The organism is Longispora albida DSM 44784 (assembly GCF_000379825.1).
In the GTDB taxonomy this organism is placed as follows: Bacteria; Actinomycetota; Actinomycetes; order Mycobacteriales; family Micromonosporaceae; genus Longispora; species Longispora albida.
In genome coordinates this window covers 335248-356081 of record NZ_KB903814.1, presented here as the reverse complement: position 1 = coordinate 356081, position 20834 = coordinate 335248, and the positions used below count along the sequence as shown (strand labels likewise).

The 20834-nt window shown below is 71.1% G+C and carries 13 protein-coding genes; 6 read left to right on the top strand and 7 right to left on the bottom strand.

What is annotated here, in order from left to right:
* The first annotated feature begins 79 nt into the window (after positions 1-79).
* Entirely contained in the window at positions 80-3442 is a 3363-nt protein-coding gene (locus A3G1_RS0105830; RefSeq protein WP_169437541.1) for a LamG-like jellyroll fold domain-containing protein, read from the top strand.
* Between the two features lie 92 nt (positions 3443-3534).
* Positions 3535-9750 carry an RHS repeat-associated core domain-containing protein gene (locus A3G1_RS33360; RefSeq protein WP_083936764.1) on the top strand — a complete coding sequence of 2072 codons (6216 nt, stop codon included), beginning with the start codon at positions 3535-3537 and terminating at the stop codon, positions 9748-9750.
* A gap of 34 nt (positions 9751-9784) precedes the next feature.
* On the opposite strand, the gene A3G1_RS0105820 is transcribed toward A3G1_RS33360, so the two are convergent.
* Complete coding sequence (locus A3G1_RS0105820) at positions 9785-10522, bottom strand: SDR family NAD(P)-dependent oxidoreductase (protein ID WP_026211846.1); 738 nt, start codon at positions 10520-10522, stop codon at positions 9785-9787.
* 48 nt (positions 10523-10570) lie between these two features.
* Here A3G1_RS0105820 and A3G1_RS0105815 point away from each other — a divergent pair, with 48 nt between their 5' ends.
* The gene (locus tag A3G1_RS0105815; protein ID WP_018348529.1) at positions 10571-10990 is read left to right on the top strand and encodes a VOC family protein; all 420 of its coding nucleotides are present in this window, start codon (positions 10571-10573) and stop codon (positions 10988-10990) included.
* Between the two features lie 67 nt (positions 10991-11057).
* On the top strand, positions 11058-11519 hold the full coding sequence (locus A3G1_RS0105810) for a hypothetical protein (RefSeq protein WP_018348528.1): 462 nt from the start codon (positions 11058-11060) through the stop codon (positions 11517-11519).
* A 4-nt stretch (positions 11520-11523) separates the two neighbouring features.
* Here A3G1_RS0105810 and A3G1_RS33355 read toward each other — a convergent pair whose 3' ends face one another.
* From A3G1_RS33355 to A3G1_RS0105780, 6 genes are all read right to left on the bottom strand, one after another.
* Entirely contained in the window at positions 11524-11853 is a 330-nt protein-coding gene (locus A3G1_RS33355; RefSeq protein WP_157640933.1) for a 2'-5' RNA ligase family protein, read from the bottom strand.
* 11 nt (positions 11854-11864) lie between these two features.
* Entirely contained in the window at positions 11865-13715 is a 1851-nt protein-coding gene (locus A3G1_RS38195; RefSeq protein WP_245563455.1) for a tetratricopeptide repeat protein, read from the bottom strand.
* A 199-nt stretch (positions 13716-13914) separates the two neighbouring features.
* Complete coding sequence (locus A3G1_RS0105795) at positions 13915-15093, bottom strand: hypothetical protein (RefSeq protein WP_018348526.1); 1179 nt, start codon at positions 15091-15093, stop codon at positions 13915-13917.
* A gap of 15 nt (positions 15094-15108) precedes the next feature.
* Entirely contained in the window at positions 15109-15816 is a 708-nt protein-coding gene (locus tag A3G1_RS0105790; protein ID WP_018348525.1) for a hypothetical protein, read from the bottom strand.
* A 247-nt stretch (positions 15817-16063) separates the two neighbouring features.
* Positions 16064-16690: a DUF4913 domain-containing protein gene (locus A3G1_RS38190; protein WP_018348524.1), complete on the bottom strand. Its 627-nt coding sequence runs from the start codon at positions 16688-16690 to the stop codon at positions 16064-16066.
* Complete coding sequence (locus tag A3G1_RS0105780; RefSeq protein WP_018348523.1) at positions 16687-18429, bottom strand: type IV secretory system conjugative DNA transfer family protein; 1743 nt, start codon at positions 18427-18429, stop codon at positions 16687-16689. The genes A3G1_RS38190 and A3G1_RS0105780 overlap by 4 nt, the downstream gene beginning before the upstream one ends.
* Before the next feature lie 677 nt (positions 18430-19106).
* On the opposite strand from A3G1_RS0105780, the gene A3G1_RS0105775 reads away from it, so the two are divergent.
* Together A3G1_RS0105775 and A3G1_RS33340 are read left to right on the top strand one after the other, a co-directional pair.
* Positions 19107-20225, top strand: coding sequence for a hypothetical protein (locus tag A3G1_RS0105775; RefSeq protein ID WP_245563449.1), 1119 nt, complete (start codon positions 19107-19109; stop codon positions 20223-20225).
* Entirely contained in the window at positions 20225-20800 is a 576-nt protein-coding gene (locus A3G1_RS33340) for a cysteine hydrolase family protein (RefSeq protein ID WP_051110437.1), read from the top strand. Before A3G1_RS0105775 ends, A3G1_RS33340 begins: the two co-directional genes overlap by 1 nt.
* The last annotated feature ends 34 nt before the right edge of the window (positions 20801-20834 follow it).

Here is a 20834-nt window from a genome sequence, read left to right as displayed (position 1 = left end):
GATGCGGAATGGGTGCGAGATGAGTGCACGCGGCTTCTACGGTCGCCCGACGGCTCGCACGATTCAAGGAGGCTCCACTGTGACACTTCTAGCGGCGCGCCCGCGACTGGCTCTTCTTCTCGCCCTGGCGCTGCCGCCACTGGCTGTGGCCGCTGTGCCCGCCGCCGCTTCGGCCGAGGAGGCCGCGAGCACGGGCTGCGGACCGGCCACGATGGCCACGATGGCAACCAGTGAGCCGGAGGCGCTCGCGCTGGCCACGCGGTGCAAGCGAGAGGTCGAGGTCGCCTCGGCGGCCACCGACAAGGGCGGGGTTTTCGCCACCCCGGCAGGTGAGATGGTGTTCCGTTCCGGCGTGAGTCCCTACCGGGCCCGGACAGCCTCCGGCGCATGGGCTCCGGTCGACACGACGCTGGTCCGCCGGGCCGACGGCTCGATCGGCCCGGTGAACACGGTCGTGCCGGTCGCCGTGTCGCCGGGAGGTGACGCGCCGTTCGCCGCCGTCACGATGTCCGGCCGCAGCTTCGGGCTGACCTGGCCCGGCAGGCTTCCCGAGCCGGTACTGTCCGGCGAGACCGCCACCTACCGAGACGTCCTGCCCGAGGTCGACCTGGTGGTCCGGGCGCTTCCCGAGGGGTACCGGCACGATGTCGTGGTCCGCTCGGCCCGCGCCGCCGCCGATCCGAGGCTCGCCAGGATCCGGCTCGGTGTCCGGGGCGACGGGCTGTCGGTGCTGGCCGGTGACGACGGGGCGATGCGCGTCGTCGACGCCTCCGGCGAGGAGATCGCCACGTCCCTGCCGCCCGTGATGTGGGACAGCCCCCGGGCGAGCCAGGCGTCCCGGCGTCAGGCTGCGGCCTTCGCCGACGTGGCCGAGCCGGTGACAGCGCGGACGAGCGGCGTCGGCGTCGAGACCAGCGCCGGCGCGATCACTCTCGTACCCGACCCGGCTCTGCTCACCGGACCCGCGACCAGCTACCCCGTGGTGATCGATCCCGTGTGGACGGGCGGGAAGCGGTCGGGGGAGTGGGGGAGCGTCTGGTCGAAGTACCCGACCCAGATCGCGTGGAAGGGCGGCTCCCCGGCCCTCGGCAACGGCTCGACGTACGGGGACGCTGGCGCGGGGCAGACCTGCGACGGCTGGTCGGGGCTGAACTGCACGACGAGCCCGTACAGGATCCGGTCGTTCTTCCGGATGAACACCGAGGACGTCACGCGTAACGACGCCCGGGAGGTCGTGTCGGCCAAGTTCAAGATCCTGCAACGGCACGCGGCCTCGTGCAGCGCCGGCAAGGCCCGGGTGTGGCACACCAACATCATCACGTCGTCGAACTCGTGGAACAGCCAGCCGACCTGGCGTGACCAGTGGGCGAACTCCACCCAGAACGCTGACAACGGCGCGAGCTGCGGCGGCCCCGGGTACGTCGAGTTCCCGGTGACCGACATGGCCAAGACCGCGAAGGACGGCAAGTGGGCCTCGATGACGATCGGCATGAAGGCTGTCAACGAGTCGCCGTCCCCGGCGCTGGCCGAGTGGCGGCGGTACGACTCCTCGACGGCGACGCTGGAGATCGTCTTCAACACGCTGCCCAAGCCGCCGACCGGCCTGGCCACCAACGGCGTGGCCTGCACGACGACCGCACCGGGGCCGTGGCTGACCACGGTCGCCCCGTCGTTCACAGCGTCCCCTCAGGACAGTGACGGCGGGACAGTCAGCACGGTGTTCCAGATCCTCGGCGCGGACAGCACCGTCCTGAGGGAGTGGGCGGTGCCCGGTGCTTCCGGTAAGCCGATCACCACGACAGCGCCGCCGGGCTCGATCCCGGCCACCGGCTCGTACTCGTGGCGGGCCAAGACCCAGGACGAGCGCACGTCGAGCGCCTTCGCCGCCCGCTGCTACTTCCAGGTCGACACCCATGCACCCTCGACGCCGGGTGCCGCGCTGCTCACCACGGATCCCGTGCTCGGCCAGGCGGTGAGCTTCACGCTGACCGGTGCCTCGGACACGACACTGTTCCGCTACGCCCTCAACGGCGGAACGCCCGCGACGATCACGGCGGCGAACGGCACGGCGACTCTCGTGATCACACCACCGGCCACCAGCACCGACCACGTGCTCCAGATCTGGGCTGGCGACGCGGCGGGCAACGAGTCGGCGCGGTCGGACTTCCCGTTCCGGACGCGGCTGCCCGCCGAGACCGGGTGGTGGCCGCTGGCCGGCTCCGGCGAGGACACCGCAGGCACCAACCCCGCCACGACGCCTGCGTCCCCGGTGTGGGTTGCCGACACTTTCGGCACTGCCGGGTCAGCGCTGCAATTCGACGGTGGTACCTGCGTGACGGCAGCCCGGCCTGCGGCCGACACGGCGCGATCGTTCACCGTCTCGGCGTGGGTGAAGGTTCCGGCGGGTGATCCCGGTACGGCGACGATGACGGTGCTGTCCCAGTCCGGCGGCGCGCGGGCGGCCTTCGACCTGCGGCGGACCAGCGCGAACAAGTGGGCCTTCGGTCTCCACGCCGCCGACAACGCCACGTCGGCGGAGTCCGTCGCCACGACAGCGTCCACTGTCCCGGCAGGTACCTGGCAGCACCTGACAGCCGTCCAGGACCTCCTGGCCGGAACCCTGAGCCTGTACGCCGACGGCGTCCTCCAGGGCACCGCTGCCGTCCCCGCCACGCACTGGCAGGCCGTGAACCCGCTCGTGATCGGCTGCCGGGGTACGGCGAGCCCGTTCACGGGTGCCGTGCACGACGTGCGGGTCTTCGACGGCGCTGTGACGCCGGAGCAGGCCGGCGCGATCGCTGCAGCCCCGGCGGCCTTCTGGTCGCTGAACACGACCGGGACCGAGGCGGTCGGCGGCAACGACCTCACGTTCCACGGCACGCACGACTGGGTCGACGACCACGACGAGCTGCCGGGCCTCGCGTACGGGCTCGCGCTCGGCGGCGGCGGGTACGCGACGTCGGCCCGGTCGGCTGTCCGCACCGACAAGGCGTTCACCGTGGCGGCCTGGGTGAAGCTGTCCGACCTGACGGCTGACCGGACGGTGCTGTCCCAGGCGGCGGCGAACGGGCCGTCCTTCACCCTGCGGTACCGCTCCGGCCTGTCCCGGTGGGAGTTCGCGATGGCCTCGGACGGCACCACGGCCCCGGCCTGGACCGGCGTCACGTCCACCTGGGCACCCGAAGCCGGGGCCTGGTACCAGCTGACCGCCGTGCACGACCCCGCACGGCACGAACTGCGCCTCTACGTCAACGGCACCCTCCAGGGCACCGCGCCGTCGCCGGCCACGCCCTGGCACGCGGACGGCTCGGTGCTGGTCGGCGCGGCCCCCGGCCCGTCCGGCCTGCTGGTCGGCGCGGTCGACGAGGTCCGCGCCTACTCGGGAGTCCTCGACGACCGGCGCATCGCCCGGCTCGCCTGCGGCGGCTCGACCAGCTGCTAGAGCCCGGCCCACGACACGGCCGGCCGGCGTCACGGGGGCGCCGGTCGGCCGTCATCGATAGTTCCCTGTCCCATCGGCAGTCTGGAATCAGCATGACTCCACTCCTCAACCGGCCGCGAGCCAGGAACCTCACCAGATGGACGACGGCCGTGGCGGTCCTCGCCGCCTCCGGTACCCTCCTGACCTCCGGCGTGATCCTGCCCCGCACGCCCGGCGCGCCAGGCGTCAGTCTCGGCGCACCCGTCGACGTCCACGCGGTGAAACCACCTGGTACGGCCACGCTGCTCGCCGGGCACGGTGACGACGGCCGGGGCTGGCGCTCCGGCCCCGCGCAGTGGCCAGCCGCAGGCAAGGTCCGGCTCACACCCGGGACCACGGAGACCCGGGCGGGCGGGCTGCCCGTGAGCCTGAAAGCCTCGGGTACGCCCCGCGAGGTGACGGTCGAGGTCCTCGACCAGCAGGCCTCGCGGGCGGCCGGGTACGACGGTGTCCTGGTGCGGCTCGAAGGCGGCGGTGACGTCGGCCTCACGGTCGACTACGGCGCGTTCGCCCAGTCGTACGGAGGCGGCTGGGCCTCCCGGCTCCAGCTGGCCGCGCTGTCGGACTGCGCGTCGCCGGCCGTGTGCCGGACCCGGACGCCCGTGCCGCACCGCAACGACTCCGGCTCGCGTAAGGTCTCCGCGACCGTCGCGGCCTCCGGGCTCTACGCGCTGAGTGCCGGATCGTCCTCGGGTGCCGGCGACTACAAGGCCACGAGCCTCGCCCCGGCCGGAGCCTGGTCGGCAGGCAACAACGCTGGCAACTTCGGCTACTCCTACGGGCTGCGGACACCCCCGGCAGCCGGCCCGGCACCCGCGCTGTCCTTCGCCTACTCCTCCCAGTCCCACGACGGCCGCACCTCGGGCAGCAACAACCAGGCATCCATGATCGGCGACGGCTGGTCGTACGAACCTGGTTACATCGAGCGCCGGTACGCGGCGTGCGCCGAGGACCAGGACGGCGGCAACAACGCCGTGAAGACCGGCGACCGGTGCTGGGACGGCGCCTCGCCCTCGATCACGATGTCGCTGAACGGCACCAACACCAACCTCGTCCGCGACGACACGACCGGGGAGTGGCGCACAGCGCAGGACGCCAGCTGGCGCGTGCGGCTGCTCGGTTCCCCGGCCAGCGTGTCGGCGGCGACGAGCGAGCGGTGGATGATCACGACGACGGACGGTACGCAGTACACGTTCGGCGCCACCGCCGAGTCCCGCTGGACCGTGCCGGTCTTCGGCAACAACAGCGGCGAGCCCTGCCACGCCACAGCGTTCCGCGACTCGCGGTGCACGCAGGCGTACCGCTGGCTGGTCGAGAAGGTCGCCGACGTGCACGGCAACCAGATGACCTTCACGTACGCCACAGAGACCGGCCACTATGGAGCAGGCGGCGACCCTGACAAGCGGGTCTCCTACGAGCGCGGCGGCTGGCTCACGCGGATCGACTACGGGCTGCGGTCCGGCGACGCCACGGTGACACCGACCGGGCGGGTGGAGTTCACCGCCGCCGACCGGTGCCTGTCGGACTGCGGTACCGCATCAGCGCCCAGGACGGCGAACTGGCCGGACACGCCCTGGGACCTGGAGTGCAGGCAAGCGCCGTGCAGCGACCAGACCTCGCCGGCGTTCTTCTCCACCAAGCGGCTCGCGAAGGTCACCACGAAGGTGGCCAGCGGTACCGGCTTCCGGGACGTGGACTCGTGGACGCTGACCCACGAGTTCAAGAACTACGGCGACGACTCGCAGGCCGTCCTGTGGCTGAAGTCCATCCAGCACACCGGGCTCCTCGACGGGAACATCGCCCTGCCGCCGACCGTGTTCGCCGGTCAGGCGATGCCGAACCGGGTGGAGACCGGCACCGGCATCCCGGCCGTGTGGCGCTGGCGGATCACCGCGATCACGTCGGAGACGGGCGGGGTCACGGCCGTCTCCTACTCCGCACCCGACTGCGCGGCCGGTAACCTGCCGTCCAGCGAGACCATCAACACCCGGCGCTGCTATCCGGTGTGGTGGACGCCGGAGGAGTACTGGGAAGCCAAGAAGGACTGGTTCCACAACTACGTCGTCACGTCCGTCGTGGAGCAGGACACCACCGCGGCCACGGCCGCCACGACGACCCGGTACACGTACTCGACGGCGGGCGGCGGCACCACGGCACTGTGGGGCTGGGACGACGGCGAGTACACCGTGAAGAAGCACCGGACGTACTCCCAGTGGCGCGGCTACAGCCAGGTCACCACACAGGTCGGTGATCCGGCACAGGGCCAGCCGCTGACCACGCGCATCCGGTACTACCGTGGCCTCGACGGCGAGCGGCTGCCCGGCGGCGCCAAGCGTTCCGTCGCAGTCACCGACTCCGAAGGCCGCACCGCAGCCGACCACCGTGCCCTCGCGGGCAAGGTACTGGAGACCGCGCAGCTCGACAGCGCGAACGGCGAGACGGTCGACTCCGCGAGCGTCCAGCACTACTGGACCCGCCGCACCGCCGAGCGCGACCACGACGGCGGGAAGCTCGAAGCCTGGCAGAGTGGCGTGTCCGAGCTGACCACCCGCCGCAGGCTCACCGCGACGGCCTGGCAGCGCACGCGCGCACTGACCACGTACGACAACCAGGCCCGCGAGGTCATGGTGAGCGACCTCGGCGACGTGGCCGACCCGGCGGACGACCAGTGCACGCGCACGGAGTACGCGCACAACATCATCGCCTGGATCGTGGCCCCGGTGGCCAGGACCGAGACGGTGTCTGTGGCGTGCGACGTCACGCCGCAGCGGCCCCGTGACCTGGTCGGCGACGTCCGGATCTACTACGACGGCCTCCAGGTGCCTGGCCAGGCCGGTAACCGTGGCCTGCCGACCCAGGTCGACACGGCCGGGTCGTGGAACGGCGGTCCGGTCATGGTGACCGAGAAGAAGACCGGCTACGACCCGCTCGGCCGCCCACTCTGGATCAAGGACGGGGCGAACGGCGAGATCACCACCGGCTACACCCCGGCCGGCGCCGGGCCCGTGACGAAGACGGTGGTGACCAACAAGCTCGGCCACACCAGCACCACCGCCATCGAACCAGGCTGGGGCCTGCCCACCAGCACCGTCGACCAGAACGGGCGGCGGGCCGACCTGACCTACGACGCCCTGGGGCGTCTCACGGCGGAGTGGGGACCCGGGCAGTCCAAAGTGGCCGGTGCGCCGGCCCTCCAGAAATTCGGCTACCAGACGTCGAGCACCGCTCCCACGGCCGTGACCACCCAGAAGCTCACGCCGGCTGGTGGTTACGCCACGAGCGTCACGCTCTACGACTCGCGGCTCCGGAAGATCCAGAGCCAGGCGGACACGCCGATCGGCGGCCGGCTGGTCACCGAGATCGGCTACGACCACCGTGGCCAGGTCGCCTACACCTCCGGGCCGAACTTCGACGACGGCTCGCGGCCCAGCGGGACCTTCGTCCGGGTCACGCCCGGCGCCGACCACTCGCGGACGATCGTGTCCTACGACGGGCTCGGCCGGACCACATCGGAGGCCTTCTGGTCGAAGAACGTCCACCGCTGGGGCACGACCTACGCGTACGGCGGCTCACCCGACGGGCTCATGACCCTGACGACGCCGCCGCTGGGTGCTGTCCCGACCGCCGTGCTGACCAGCGCGCGAGGGAAGGAGATCGAACGACGGCAGTACCAGGGCTCGGCGTTCACCGCCACCCGGTACGCCTACACGCCGCGCGGTGAGATCGCGGCCGTGACCGACCCGGCGGGCAACCGGTGGGAGTACGAGTACGACCTGCGGGGCAACCAGATCCGGATCAGCGACCCGGACACGGGGACGTCCACGGCGGAGTACGACGCGGCACGGCAGCGGACGGCCTCCACGGACAGCCGTGGCCGCCGGATCTCCGTCGTCCACGACGTACTCGGCCGGGTGGCTTCCCGCTGGGAGGGCGCGCCGGAGACGGGAACGCCGCTGGCGAAGTACGAGTACGACACCGTTGCCGGCGGCCTCGGCATGCCGGCCAAGTCCAGCTCCTATGTGGACGGTCAGCTCGCGGTGACCGAGCGGATCGCCAAGTACGACGCCGCCGGCCGGCCCACCCAGCACTACACCGACATCGCGGCCGTCCCAGGCCTCGAAAAGCTCGCGGGCAGCTACCTGTCCACGAGCGTGTACGCGGCGAACGGGCAGGTCACGCAGACCGGCACGCTCGGCTACGGCGGCCTGGCCCCCGAGGGCATCGCCTACGGCTACAACAGCGTCGGCCAGCCGGTCAGGATGGTCGGCACCGACAAGAACACGGGAGCACAGCAGGTCTACGTCGACTCGGCCAGCTTCACCACGCACGGCGAGCTCGCCCAGCGCGCGCTCGGCGGCACCGGCGGCGGGATGGTGTACCAGACCCTCACCTACGAGGACGGTACCCGCCGCCGCGCCACAGCCCTGCTGTCCACGGCCACCGGCCGCATCGCCGACCTGTCCTACACCTACGACGACGCCGGGAACGTGACGTCGATCGGGGACGGCGGCAACGGCTCACCCGGGGCCGGCGAACGCCAGTGCCTGCGCTACGACGGGCTCCGCCGGCTGAACGAGGCGTGGACCCAGCCGGGTACCGGGGACTGCGCGGCCCAGCCAGCCACGGACCTCGTGGGCGGACCGGCACCGTACTGGTCCACGTACACCCACGACGTGCTCGGCAACCGCACCTCGGAAACCAAGCGCTCGCCGGGCGGGACGGCTCGGACACACACCTACGCCTACTCCGGCACCGGGCACCTGCTGTCGTCGGTGACGGTGGACGGCGCGGCGAACCAGTACAAGCACATCGCAGGGAACCTGACGGAACGCACGGTCGCCGGGCAGACCGGCAAGCTCACCTGGGACGCGCTCGGCAAGCTCGCGACGGTGACCCGCCCCGACGGCAGGTCGACCAGGATGGTCTACAACGCCGACGGGAACCGGGTGGCCCGCATCGACGCCAACGGCGACGCGACGGTGTTCGCGGCACAGTCCGAGATCACGTACACGGCGTCGACCGGCGCGGTCACCGCAGTGCGCTCGTACAGCCACCTCGGCGAGGCGATCGCGGTCAGGTCGTCCGCGGAGGGCCTGATCTGGCTAGCGGGGGACCACCACGGCACGGGGCAGTGGACGATCACGGCGGGCACGATGTCCGTGACGACGCGGCGCCAGGACCCGTACGGCAACCCGCGCGGTGCGGCAGTGGCGTGGAACGCCGGCCAGAAGGGCTTCGTCGGAGGAGTCGACGACCCGACCGGCTTCGTCCACATCGGAGCGCGGTCGTACGACCCGTCACTCGGCCGGTTCATCTCCCGCGACCCCGTCACCAACCACGCGGACCCGCAACAGGTGAACGGCTACACGTACGCCGACGCCAACCCGGCCACGTTCAGCGACCCGACCGGCATGTTCACGCAGAAGGAAAGCGCCGCGTCGTCCAGCAAGGGCTGCACCCCCATCAAGGGCGTGAACAACGGGTGCATCGGGGCCTGGCTTCCTCAGGACGTCTTCTACCCGGTCTCGATGAACACGGTCACGAGGACGGTGCGGATCAACGAGTACTACGTGCAGCTCGTCTTCTACGAGTACGTGCTCCGCAACGGGCGGGGCGAGGTCCGCAAGGAGTACTGGTTCGCCTACGCCAGGGTCGTGGACAAGGTCCCGACGATGGGCCCGCCCCCGGGCGGGGAGCCGAAACCCAAGTGGGAGGACAAGTCCTTCGGCTGCGAGAGCTGGGGCTGTGAGGTCGCCGAAAACGTGTACAACTGGGCCGGGGAGAACGTCTCAGGGGGCATATCGGCGCTCGTGTCCACACTGGGCGCCGTGGCGTGCCTGGTCACCTCGCCGATCGGCTGCCTGATCTGGACGGCGAGCACGATGGCGTTCGGCACTGTGGTGCAGGTGCTGGAGACCGGCGACGTCGACCTCGGCCTGCTGGCCAGGGACGCGATGTTTGCCTGGGGCGGATTCAAGATCGCCAAGTTCATGGCTGGTGGTGCCAGAGCCAAGGCTGGCTGGTCAACCAAGTCTCCCTTCGCGGAAGGCTTCAGTGGCTACGCCGAGGGACTGGCCGGTGATCCGGCCTGGGGAACTGCCGCCACCACCCTCATCGGCGGCGAGATGCAGAACGCCCAGGACCACTGGGGTACCGGCCCGGTGCTGCTGGCGAGCAGCCTCGTGCCCGCACCCACTCCGAGCTTCAAGAGTTCCTTCCGCAGCACGCTCCGCTGCCTGATCTCCATCACCGGAGGATGCCCAGGCTGACCATGACGTACGGCTGCCTCGCCCGGTAACCCGGTTACTGGGCGAGGTAGCCGCCGTCCACCGGCAGCACGACGCCGGTGATGAACGAGGCCTCTTCGGAGGCCAGGAACGTGATAGCGGCGGCGACCTCGTCCGGCCTGCCGGGCCGTCCCATCGGGTGCCGCTGTTCGATCGCGGCCAGGTACTCGGGGCCGCCCGGCTCGTCGCGGAGCCGCGTGACGCGCTCGGTCGTGATGGTGCCGGGTGCGACGGCGTTGACGCGGATGCCGTGCGCGGCCCACTCCACGGCCAGGTGCTTGGCCAGCCCGGAGGCGACGAACTTGGCCGGCCCGTAGACGGCCTGCCGTTTCTGGCCGGCCTCGCCGGAGATCGACGACGTGCACACGATGGACCCGCCGCCGGTCGCCAGCATCTCCTCGATCGCGTACTTGCAGGTCAGGAACATGCCGCGCCCATCGATCGCCATCACGTGATCGAAGTCCTCAGCGGTGGCCTCGGTGACGTCGAGCAGCGGGATGACGCCGGCGTTGGCGACCAGCACGTCGATGCGCCCGTGGCCCCGTACCGCCGCCTTGATCATGCGCTGTGCGTCCTCGGGGTCCGACACGTCGCCCACGACAGCCGTGACCCCGTCGAGTGTGGCCAGCCCGGCCGGGTCGATGTCGGTGGCGACCACGTGCGCGCCCTCGGCCAGGAAACGCAGCGCGGTGGCCCGGCCGATGCCACTCGCCGCCCCGGTCACCACACAGGACTTACCCTCCAAAACTCCCATTTGGACACGGTACCCGCCGACCGCCCGAGCTTGTGGCATGCTGCCCTGATGCGTGGTCGTAACGAGCACGGAGCCGGTGCTGACGGTGTCGACCGCTGGTCCAGGGCCGACTGGTGGGGCGTCGTCCTGGATGCGCCGGACGCCCCGGCCCTCGCCCGCTTCTACTCGGCGCTGCTCGGCTGGGAGATCAGCAAGGAGTCCGAGAACCACTGCACGCTCGGGCCGGCCAGCGGCGTGGCGTACCTGGCGACGCAGTTCGCCCAGGACTACGTCCGCCCCGCCTGGCCGAACAGCCCCGGCCAGCAGCAGATGATGCTGCACCTCGACTTCGAGGTCTCGGACCTGACGGCAGCGGTCGATCACGCGCTCGAACTCGGTGCCGAGCTCGCCGGTTTCCAGCCGCAGGACGACGTCCGGGTCCTGCTCGACCCGGCCGGCCATCCGTTCTGCCTGTACCAGGGCAGCTAGGGCCCCTGATTCATGACCAATCAGCGCCAATGCCCTCCGGCCGGGATGATGCCGCCATACTGACGAGATGGCACATCACCGGTTCGGAGATCATCCGGTCATCAAGGCGCTTGAGGACGTGGGGCTGCACGTCACCGACATCCCCGCGAGCATCCTCGGCCCCGGCGGGAACCTTCTCCACGGCCACACCACAGCGACGATCTACTACGGCACCATGAGGATCGGCTACGTCAGCCAGAACCGCGACCATGAGTGGGATTTCCACATCGGCGACCCCGGCGACGCCCGGATCTGGGTACGCCCGGGCGGTGAGGGCCGGGCACCGCAGCGCAGGGAGACACCCGAACCGGCCGCGACCGAGCTGTTCTTCGCGGTGTGCGCCGACTGGGCCCACGACATCGGCATGCCCGGGGTGGACGCCGTCGGCATCTGGTACAGCCCGGCGTGCCAGAACCGGGACGAGGCGCAGGGGTACGCCGACGGTCACGAGCACCCCGGGGCGCAGGTCTCGTCGTACGTGCAGAGCTAGCTCCTCACGCCAGCGGCGTGTAGAGGCCGCGCGCGTGGTCGGCGACGGCAGCCCCCGTGAGGGTCGCCTGAATCGGCAGCACGTCGAGGCAGAGGTGCAGCGCGTCGGGGAGCTTCGCGTTCGGTACGCGCATCGAGAGCGTGCAGTGCGGCACCCACCGGCCGGGCCAGTACATCTCCGAAGTAGTGATGCCGGCGGCGGTGAGCCGGTCGTGCACGGCGGCGTGGTGGCCGAGCAGTTCGGCGGTGGGGACCGGCCCGAGCCACAGCACCCTGCCGAGGAACTGGCCGATGAAGTCGAAGGTCAGCGGCGGCCATGCCAGCAGCCCAGACAAGGCTGTGGCCCTCACCCAGCGAGTTCCGCGCGAAGCCTGGCGAGGGCTGCCCGGACGGCGATCGTGCCGGGGAAGCGGAATCCGTGCAGGTCCCGGTAGTCGTTGTGGACGTCCTCGTACTCGGTGATCGCCGCCCAGCCGCGCCCGGCCGCAGCCAGCCAGTGCGCGCGGGACGCCCGGGAGTGCAGCGTGCGCGGGTGCCCGGGCCCGAGGACGCGGGTCCGGTCGGTGACCAGCTCGCCGAGCAGGGTGATCGCCCGCTCGTGTTTCCCGGACCGGCCGTGCCACAGCGCCAGGTCCCCGCGAGTGGCCAGAGTGGACGGATGGGCCGGCCCGATCGTCCGGATCTTCGCCGCGAGGATCCGCTCGTACTCGGCCACGGCCTCCCAGATCCCGCCCGTCTCGGCCAGCCGGCACGCGTAGCTGCCCCAGGACTGGAGCGTGTTCGCATGGTCGGGGCCGAGTACCCGCTGCCGGATGCGGGCCACCGCGAGGAACTGGTCGCGCGCCGACGCCGGGTCGCCGGCCTCGCCGAGCCAGTACGCCTGACGCGACAGGCAGTGCAGCGTCTGCACGTGCTCGGAGCCGAGGTGCCGGACGTGGTCGGCGGTCACCAGCGCGTACGCCGACACCGCGCCGTCCGGGTCGCCGGCCTGGCCCGTCCAGTAGGCGTGGCTGTCCCGGGCCGCCAGGGTCTTCGGGTCCTCGGGGCCGGCTGTCTTGGCCCGGGTCTCGGCGAGCTGCGCGCACAGCTCGCGGGCAGCGCGCGGGTCGCCGGCGTGACCGGTCCAGTACGCCATGCCCTCCATAGTGGACAGTGTCGCCGGGTCCTCCGGCCCGTTCAGCCTGGAGCGATCGGCTGCCAGGGCGGTGAGTACCTCGGCTGCCTCCGCCGGGTACCCGGCGGCCCCCAGGCTCAGCCCCAGCGCCGCCCGGGTCGCAAGCGTGTCCGGATGCCGCGCGCCGAGTACCCGCACGCGCGCCCGCACCAGATCACGGAACTCAGCGGCGGCCCCGCGCGGATCCGCCGACTCCCCGTCCTTGGAGAGCGCGAAACGGGCCTCCAGGGTGTCCGGATGCTCCGGCCCGAGCGTGCGGCTGCGCCATGCGGCCAGTTCCGCCGGGCTCAGCTGCGGGCTGACCTCCGCCGAGGAGCTGGCGGCCTCGTCCAGCAGGGCCGGCAGGTCGAGCACGCGGATCACGTTGCGGTACGTCGCGATGATGTGCTGCTGCCGGAGCTTCCTGAACGCCCGCGACACGCTCTCCCGCGACACCCCGGTCAGGCTGCCCAGCTCGCTCTGCGTCAGCGCGATCGGGATGCCGTCCGGCGGCTGGGTGGCCGCCGAGCGTTCCGCGAGCCCGGCCAGCGCGCCCAGCACCCGGGCCTGCCCGTACCCCTCCTGCCTGGCCCCGACGCGCTGCGTGTGCCGGACGGTGGCTTTCAGCAGGGCGGAGGCGAGGGCCGCGCTGGCCGCGATCAGCTCGCGCAGGTCCCGGCCGGCGACGTACAGCACGCTGCTCGCCTCCAGCGCCACAGCCCGCACCGGCCGGGCGGGCGGCACGCCGAGCGCACTGTGGTGGCCGATCATGTCGCCCGGGCCGTGCACGTCGAGCACCGTGCAGTTGCCCGCGACCACCCGTGCGTACCCGTCGAGCAGCACGGCCACCTGATCGGCGACCAGCCCCTCGCCCTCCCATCCGATGACCTCACCGGCGATGACCGGCCGGACCTGCCCGGCCCGCCGTAGCACCTGCTCCCCGGCGGGCCCGAGCAGCGCCATCAGGGACCCGGGCAGCCAGTGCGCCCCGGCGGCCGGGCTCGGCAGCCCGGCACCGGCCATGCTCTCCATCTCGGGCGGCATGGCGGTCACGGCGTGCCCCCGGCGGGGGCAGGAACACGATCGTCCATCCAGGACACCTCCGCTCGGTGCTGCTGCTCGGCGGGACACCACCGTAGGCCGGCCGCCGGCCCGGCGGGGAGTTCGCGGCCTGAGCTGCGGCTCCGCCCCCGGGTACCAGCTGGGTCTGTGTCAGCGGGCACACAACCAGGCGCCGGCCCTCCTACCATCCCCGATCCCTTTCCTCTCGCCCCTCCCGCCGCAGGCCACGCTCCTGGCCGGGCTGGAAAGGCTCGGGCAGCGTGAGCCCTTCCTCCCGGGCGAGGCGGAGCCGGTGCGCCGCCGAACTCAGGTCACGGTCGGTCCGGTACCACCCGCGCGGGGCGACGGCTCCGCCGCCAGCTTCCCGGATCTCCTGCACGTCCCCGGCGATGGCCCGCTCGACGGCAGGGAAACCGGGATAGGCGTTCAGTTCCGGCTGCTCGGCCCGGGTCTTGCCGATCAGCTCCGCCCAGCCCTCCAGCCAGTACTCCGTTCCGCCGTGCGGGCTGAACGTCCGGAGTGGACCGCCGAGGCCGAGCTTGGCGATGTTCGGGCAGTGCTCCAGCGCGCGATGGAAGTCCCGCGCCTGCCACGTGCAGAACGATCCCAGGTAGTAGAGATCGAACGGATCCTTGAACCTGTGCTGTCCGGCGCTCGCGCACAGCGCCAGCTTCTCGGCGTACTGATCCGCGAGCGGCGTCATCATCGGCAGGTACTCGCAGTCGACCCCGAGCAGGCCGGCCGGCACCGGAGGCCGGTACGCGCGATCGGGCTCCCCGCGCAGGGTGAGCACCTCGGGTGCGCCCAGGTCGAGCCGTACCCGCCGGGACCGCAGGACCCGCGTGTCGGGCACCGAGGCCGCGCCCCGCTGGACCGGGACCATCCGGTAGCCGGCGCTGACCCGCCGATCCCGTTCGAGCCGCTGGACCTTCCCGTCGAGTTCCAGCTGGACGAGGCCGGCCAGCCCGGGCGCGCCGTCGAGCCGGTGTGCCACGTCCATCAGGGTGTCGAGGTGGTCGTCCCGGTTCCCGGGCAGATCGGTGGCGACCATGTCGACGTCCTGCGCCTTGCGGGCCAGCACGTACCGCGCGTCGACCTTCCTGGTGTCGATGGGGATCACCCCGCCCGGGTGTTCCGGGCCGGCCCTGCACGGCAGGACGAAGGAACCCCGGTGCAGCCACGGGCAGTCCAGGAGGGACTCCACCCGCATCGCGAGGTCGGTCTGGACGAGGTGGTCGAGGAACCTGAACTCCCCGTACGCCGCCGGGAGGTCGAGCGACCAGATCTTCTCCGTGAGTTCGTGAACGGTGCGGGATTCCTGGCGGATCGCCTCACCGAGGGGTGTGCTGGGGCCGGACACTGGCCTGGTCCCGGCTCACTCGGCCAGGCCGGCCACGAACGCCGGCAGCTTCTGCTGCCAGCGCGTCGGCTCGGGGAGCCCGCTGAGGTACCGGTGGAGATCGCGCAGCACCCGGTCGCGGCTCGTCCGGCGGATCATCGACAGGGCGAGGCTCTCCACGTTGCCGGGATCCCAGCCGATCGCCTCGTCGCACAGCGTCCGGCCGATCCCCGTCACCGGCAGGCCCTCGATCCGGGTCCAGTCGTCCCGGCCGATCGGCTCGTCGTAGATCACCACATCCTGTACCGGGTGGCTCAGCCCGCCCGGCACGATGAACTCGGCGCGCACGCCCCGGCCACCGTCCTGGTAGAGCTCGGCGGCCGAGGCGCGGCAGGCCACCCCGCCGGGCAGGCTCCGGTCCCGGAGCGGCCGGGCCGGGTCGAGGCTGAGCCAGGCGGCGAGCAGCCAGGGATGCTGGTGCCGGGCGCCGGCCCGGATCCGGTACACCTCGGCGAAGCCGATCACCCGTTCCGCGAGCTGGGCGTCCAGCAGCGCCTCGATGTCGGCTGCCCCGGCACCGGCGCCCTCCGCCTGCGACGCGGTGAACTGGCCGAACTGCTCCTCGGCGAGCACCGCCAGCGCCTGATACCTGGCCAGGTCCAGCATCGCCGGGCTGTCACCTGCCGCCGGGACGACGATCGGCCGCCGCGGCTGGGCGCCGGGGTCCCCTGTGCGTTCCGTCATCGGTACCGCCTCCAAACTATCTAAATCAGACAATTATCGGCAAAAGCATGAACTGATCGCCAGAGCTGGACGCCGGACGCCGGCGCTGGCAGCCGGGGCTCCCGCCGCGCCAGACGATGCGCGAAAACCTCCGGCCGAACCCGCAAAAAGTTGTGCCATCGCGGGCGGGCCATGTGGACGGACCGAGACAGAAGGCCCCTGAGCTGGGAAGACGCGGCCGCCGCGCCCGGGAATCCCATCGGAATCACTACCGCTGGTGGTATTGCGCGTCGGACATCCACGGCGATCGCCCGCCCGGATCTGGCGGCTGTGGCGTCGTCTGCGGGGCTGGCGGGGCTGACTGCTCGGCCGCGTCGAGCACGTCGCGCTGCTCGGACCACAGCCGGGCGTACCCGGCGATCGTGTCCGCCCCGGGCGGCGCGACGGAGACCGGCCGAGGCCGGTGCTCGCCCTGCTGGAGGCACCGCCGTAGCCGCGACTCGGCCCCGAGCAGCCGCCCCAGTACCCGGTCGAGCCGGTCGTGCCACTCGGCACCGGCGCCGGGCCGGGCCGAAGGGTTCCGGTACGCCGCCCGCCACGCCGCGTGCAGCGCGAGCAGTTCCTCCACTGTGTCCGGATGCCGGTACCAGCAGGGCGGCAGCGTGCAGTACCGTCCGAGCACCCGCGCGCCCCACCCGGCCAGCCCCGCCAGCATCCGGCCCGCCTCCTCGGGGGTGGCGTCGAACCAGGACACCGGGGGAGCGGAGGCCGGCCCCGTCATCAGGGCGACCATCTCGGCGACAGTGCTGGAGAGCATCCCGAGCTGCCGTTCGGCCTCCGTGAGCCGCTCGGCCTCGGTACGGTGCTGCGCGTACCCGGCGCTGTGCTCGCTCATGCCGCGTCCGAGCCGATCCGCCGGGAGATCGAGCGTTCCCGGGGAGCTGCGGCTGCCTGGGCGCGCCGGGCGGCGAGTTCCGCGCGTTTCCGGTCCCGGCGGGCGTCCTTCCGGCCCCAGATCATCGGCACCTGCCCGACAACCGCCGGAAGACTGCCCCGGAGCACCAGCGCCGAGAACTCGGGTAACAGCCGGATGTCCTCGGGCGGCATGATGCGCACGGACCGCACGCTCGTCGTGACCCGCCCGTCATCCGAAGTGGACTCGACGGGCTCGTCGCGCTCCCCGCACAGCCGGGAGAAGGCTTCGAGGTCGTTCTCGTCGAGGATGTTGCCGTAGATCAGGACGGCTCCGGCGTTGCCCCAGATCGTCCGGCCGCCGTCCTGACCCCACTTCACGTACAGCTGCGAGCGCGACTGGAACGCCAGGTGCAGCGGCATGCCGCGCCCGCCGCCGTCGGAGGTCCACCGCTGGAGCGGTACCGGGCAGATGTTCGCGCACTCGTCCAGCACGAAGGTGCAGGGCGGATCGAGCCGGCCCTCCTCGCCGGTCCGCGAGGCGATCTTCTTCGCCTCGTACCAGAGGAAGTCGACGAGCGCGGCGAACAGCGGGGCGACCGAGACGCCGTCGCCGTCGCTGAGCAGGTACAAGGTTCCGCGTAGTTCGAGAAAGGCCTCGACGTTGAAGTCGCCGCCGGGTGAGGGCAGCACGACCGCCTGGAGCGCCGGATCCTTGAGCCATTCCAGCGCTGGCATCACCGTGGTCGTGATCGACGACTGGGTCCGGCCGCTCGTCCGCTCCGCGAAGTGCCCGAAGTCGTGCATCCACGCCTCACCGCCCCGCGACCGGGCCAGGAGCCCGCGCACGGTCTCCACGTGCCGCGCGGGATCGGACACCCAGGCCAGCACGTCCAGCATCGAGCGGTGGTCGAGCGCGGCGGCGTGCAGGAACTGGCTCAGCGCCCGCACACCCTGCGACGTCCAGAACCCGGTCTCACCGATGCTCTCGCTCGCTGGCGCCCCGCCCATCATGGACACGGCCCTGCGGTGCGCGATCATGGGATCGTCACACCCGGTCAGGGGATTCCAGCAGAACGTTCCCGTGTACCGGCTGCCGCCCATGCCCTCCGGATTGAAGATGGCGACGGGGCCGGCCAGCCGCCGCGAGTCGATGGTCTTCACGACCACGTCCACCTTGGTACTCGTCACGACCACAGCGCCAGGCGCGTCCACGACGTGACAGCACAGCTCGCCCGTCTTCCCGCCCCGTGGCGGCGAGATCCGGATGGTGACCTGTTCCAGGCTCGCGTACACCGACAGCAGCCAGCCGGCCTTCACCAGCCGGACGGCGTACTCCCGCATCGGAGCCGTCCACCGCCGCCAGAACCCGAACGACGGCCGCAGCGCCCGGGCCTTGTGCCGGTGGATCCACCACCAGCCGGCGTGCCGGTACACCTGCAGCCGCGTCGCGAACCCGCCGTTGCGGGCCGCCTGCGCCCGCAACCGCGCCAGCTTCCCGACCGGCGTGTACCGCCACCGCAGCCAGCTGCCGGACATCCACACGGCACAGAGCGCGGACACGCCGGCCAGCACCCGGTACGCCACCGGCAGGACGGCGTCCGCGGCCGGCCAGCCGGGAGCGTCGGCCACCGCCGTGTACGACACACCCAGCAGCACGACACCAGCCGCCCCGGCGAGCACGGCACCGAGCGGGCTGCGGGTCTTGTGAGCCGAGGACACGAGATCGCCCCTCCTCCCGTCACAGGCCGTTCCCCTTGCCTGACACAACGGTATTGGCGAGGGTCTATACGTGTCATCGGCTAGGCGTCACTCCGCGGTGCGCGCTTCGCAAATAGTGAAAGAAGTGGATGCTCGCCCAGCTCGGGCGCCCGCCGTCCCGCCTGAGTGAATCCCGCCAGGCCCCCGCCATCCATGCCCATGCCCCGACTCTTGCACGCACCGACACCCATCAATGCGTCATCTGCCGCGCAACCCCACGCCCAGCCCCTCACCACCCAGGCCACCACCCGCCGCGCCGGCTCCGCACCCGCCGCCGTACATGAACCAGCCCCGGATGCACCCCGCAACCCTCCGCCACCCACCCCGACCGCCGGCCCAGCCCCGGAACCACGGCCACCGCAGCCTCCGCCGACGTGTACGTCAGGAACCCGGCCGCGCACATCCCGCACACCCTCCGCACCGCACACCCCTTCCGTCCAGCAGCGAGGCGCCCCGCCCAAGGAACCTGAACACCCCACGGCCGCAGGTACCGGAAACCGGGGCTGGCGATGAACGGGACGCCCACGTCCGAGCCTCGCCTGCTGGGCCGGTTTGTGATAGATGACAGGTATGGACACGAAGGGACACGGATAGTGTCCGAAAGAGCCCGAGAGCAGTTTCAGCCCAACCTCGTTCTCGTGAGCCATCGCCATCGAAAGGGCTGGACCTCAAGAAGGCAGGCCGCCCGTGAACTGCGCCGGCTGGGGGTAGCGCGGGGCCTGCGCGGTATGCCCACCCTGGAAGCCATCGAGAAGGCGCTCTATCGTCACGAGACCGGCCGCGCTGCTGTGGCGGACCCGATCTATCGCGAGCTGTACTGCATGGCCTACGAGACGACCGAGCATGTCCTTTTCGGAGTTCTCGGGAGCGAGCCACCGGCTGACGGCAACCTCGTCGTTCGCAGCCACAAGTTCATCCCGGCCTTCGTCGGCCCCGAAGCTGTAGCAGCGCTGGAAGCACGGCACGAATGTGAAGCCGCGCCACATCAGTGGCTGGACTGCAAGTCGGCCTTGGCGGACCACCCGGAAGGGCCGTGCCGGCTCTATGCCTGGCCCTTCGGCGTTGTCATGTACCACCTGGTGGAAAGCCGGTCAGCCCCGAACCTGGCGGCACTCGCGATCTGGCGGAGGGCCTCCTATCGCTCCGACCTCGCCTGGGCGGCTGGCGATCTGCGAATGCGGCTGCGCACGCAGGACGTCACCGCTGCCTACGTCCTGGGAGCCTTCTGGGTTGTGCAGCCCGGCTGGCCCGCGGAGTCGGCTGAGGACTCGATGCGGATCCTGTGCACACCCAAGGTTCTTCTCGGCAGGGAGGGCGCAGCAACAGACGATGCCGTTGCGCACGCTGAGCTGGTTGAGCGCAGGTTGCTGGCCGCGGGGTACTCGCCCGCTGACGTGACACCGTTCGGCGTCGCGGGCGTCTCATCCGCGTACGCCTCGTGGTCAGGCGTCGTCTACCAGCCACATGCCGGCCAGCGGGCGCTGCTGGAGCAGGACCTGGTCACCTGCGAACTGGCCGTCCAAGCTGTCTGGGCATATTGCCGGCACATCAATCAGCAGGCCGAGGCTGGCGATGACCCAGCGGTCCCGGGAGCATACGGCTGGCGTTTCCTGCGTGGCGTACGGTCACGCCTGACGAACCCCAGGCCCCAGGAAAGCGGCCAGCACAGGCTCATGAGGAACGCGATCGTGACGACCAGCGATCTTCCAGGGTGTCTTGACCACGCAATAACGACTCTTCGCGATGTGGGTGCCTGATGGCTCAGCCAGCCGAGCAACGATCAGTCCTCGTTGTTGTCGACATGCAAAACGGCTTCGTGCGAACCCAGTCCCACCATGTGGTTCCACGGGTGGCTGCGCTTGCCGGAGCGTGGCTCGACGGCGGGGGTGACGTGGTCTTCACCCGGTATCTCAACCATCCCGGCAGCCCTTTCGAACGGATCATCGGCTGGACGAGGCTCCAGCACCCGCCAGAGACCGACATCGTGGATGGTCTGGCCCAGTACGTTGCGAAAGCAGTGGCTGTGCTGGACAAGCCGATCTACAGCACCTTTACCCCGGAAGGACGGGCACTGTTCGCGGCGCACGGCTGGAACCAGGTTTTCGTCTGCGGCATAGCGACGGAGAGCTGTGTGCTGAAGACAGCCGTGGACGCGTTCGAGGCCGACCTCACGCCGTGGGTTGTCAGCGACGCGGTGGCCAGTCACGCCGGCGAAGAGGCGCACAACGCAGGTCTGCTCGTACTGGGCCGGTTCATCGGAAAGGCCCAGATCATCTCCGCGAGTCAGGCGCTAGCCAGAGCGGGAATAGAGGCTGCTGAGATGACTACGTAAGGTGGCGAGGCTTGCCCCGCTGGCCACGCCCGGG

Excerpts from the sequence above, each read along its gene's own strand:
- A3G1_RS0105820 (WP_026211846.1), bottom strand. The coding sequence starts at position 10,522 with ATGGGAGTTTTGGAGGGTAAGTCCTGTGTGGTGACCGGGGCGGCGAGT.
- A3G1_RS0105810 (WP_018348528.1), top strand. The coding sequence starts at position 11,058 with ATGGCACATCACCGGTTCGGAGATCATCCGGTCATCAAGGCGCTTGAG.
- A3G1_RS33340 (WP_051110437.1), top strand. The coding sequence starts at position 20,225 with ATGGCTCAGCCAGCCGAGCAACGATCAGTCCTCGTTGTTGTCGACATG.
- A3G1_RS38190 (WP_018348524.1), bottom strand. The coding sequence starts at position 16,690 with ATGAGCGAGCACAGCGCCGGGTACGCGCAGCACCGTACCGAGGCCGAG.
- A3G1_RS33360 (WP_083936764.1), top strand. The coding sequence starts at position 3,535 with ATGACTCCACTCCTCAACCGGCCGCGAGCCAGGAACCTCACCAGATGG.
- A3G1_RS0105790 (WP_018348525.1), bottom strand. The coding sequence starts at position 15,816 with ATGACGGAACGCACAGGGGACCCCGGCGCCCAGCCGCGGCGGCCGATC.
- A3G1_RS38195 (WP_245563455.1), bottom strand. The coding sequence starts at position 13,715 with ATGCCGCCCGAGATGGAGAGCATGGCCGGTGCCGGGCTGCCGAGCCCG.
- A3G1_RS0105815 (WP_018348529.1), top strand. The coding sequence starts at position 10,571 with ATGCGTGGTCGTAACGAGCACGGAGCCGGTGCTGACGGTGTCGACCGC.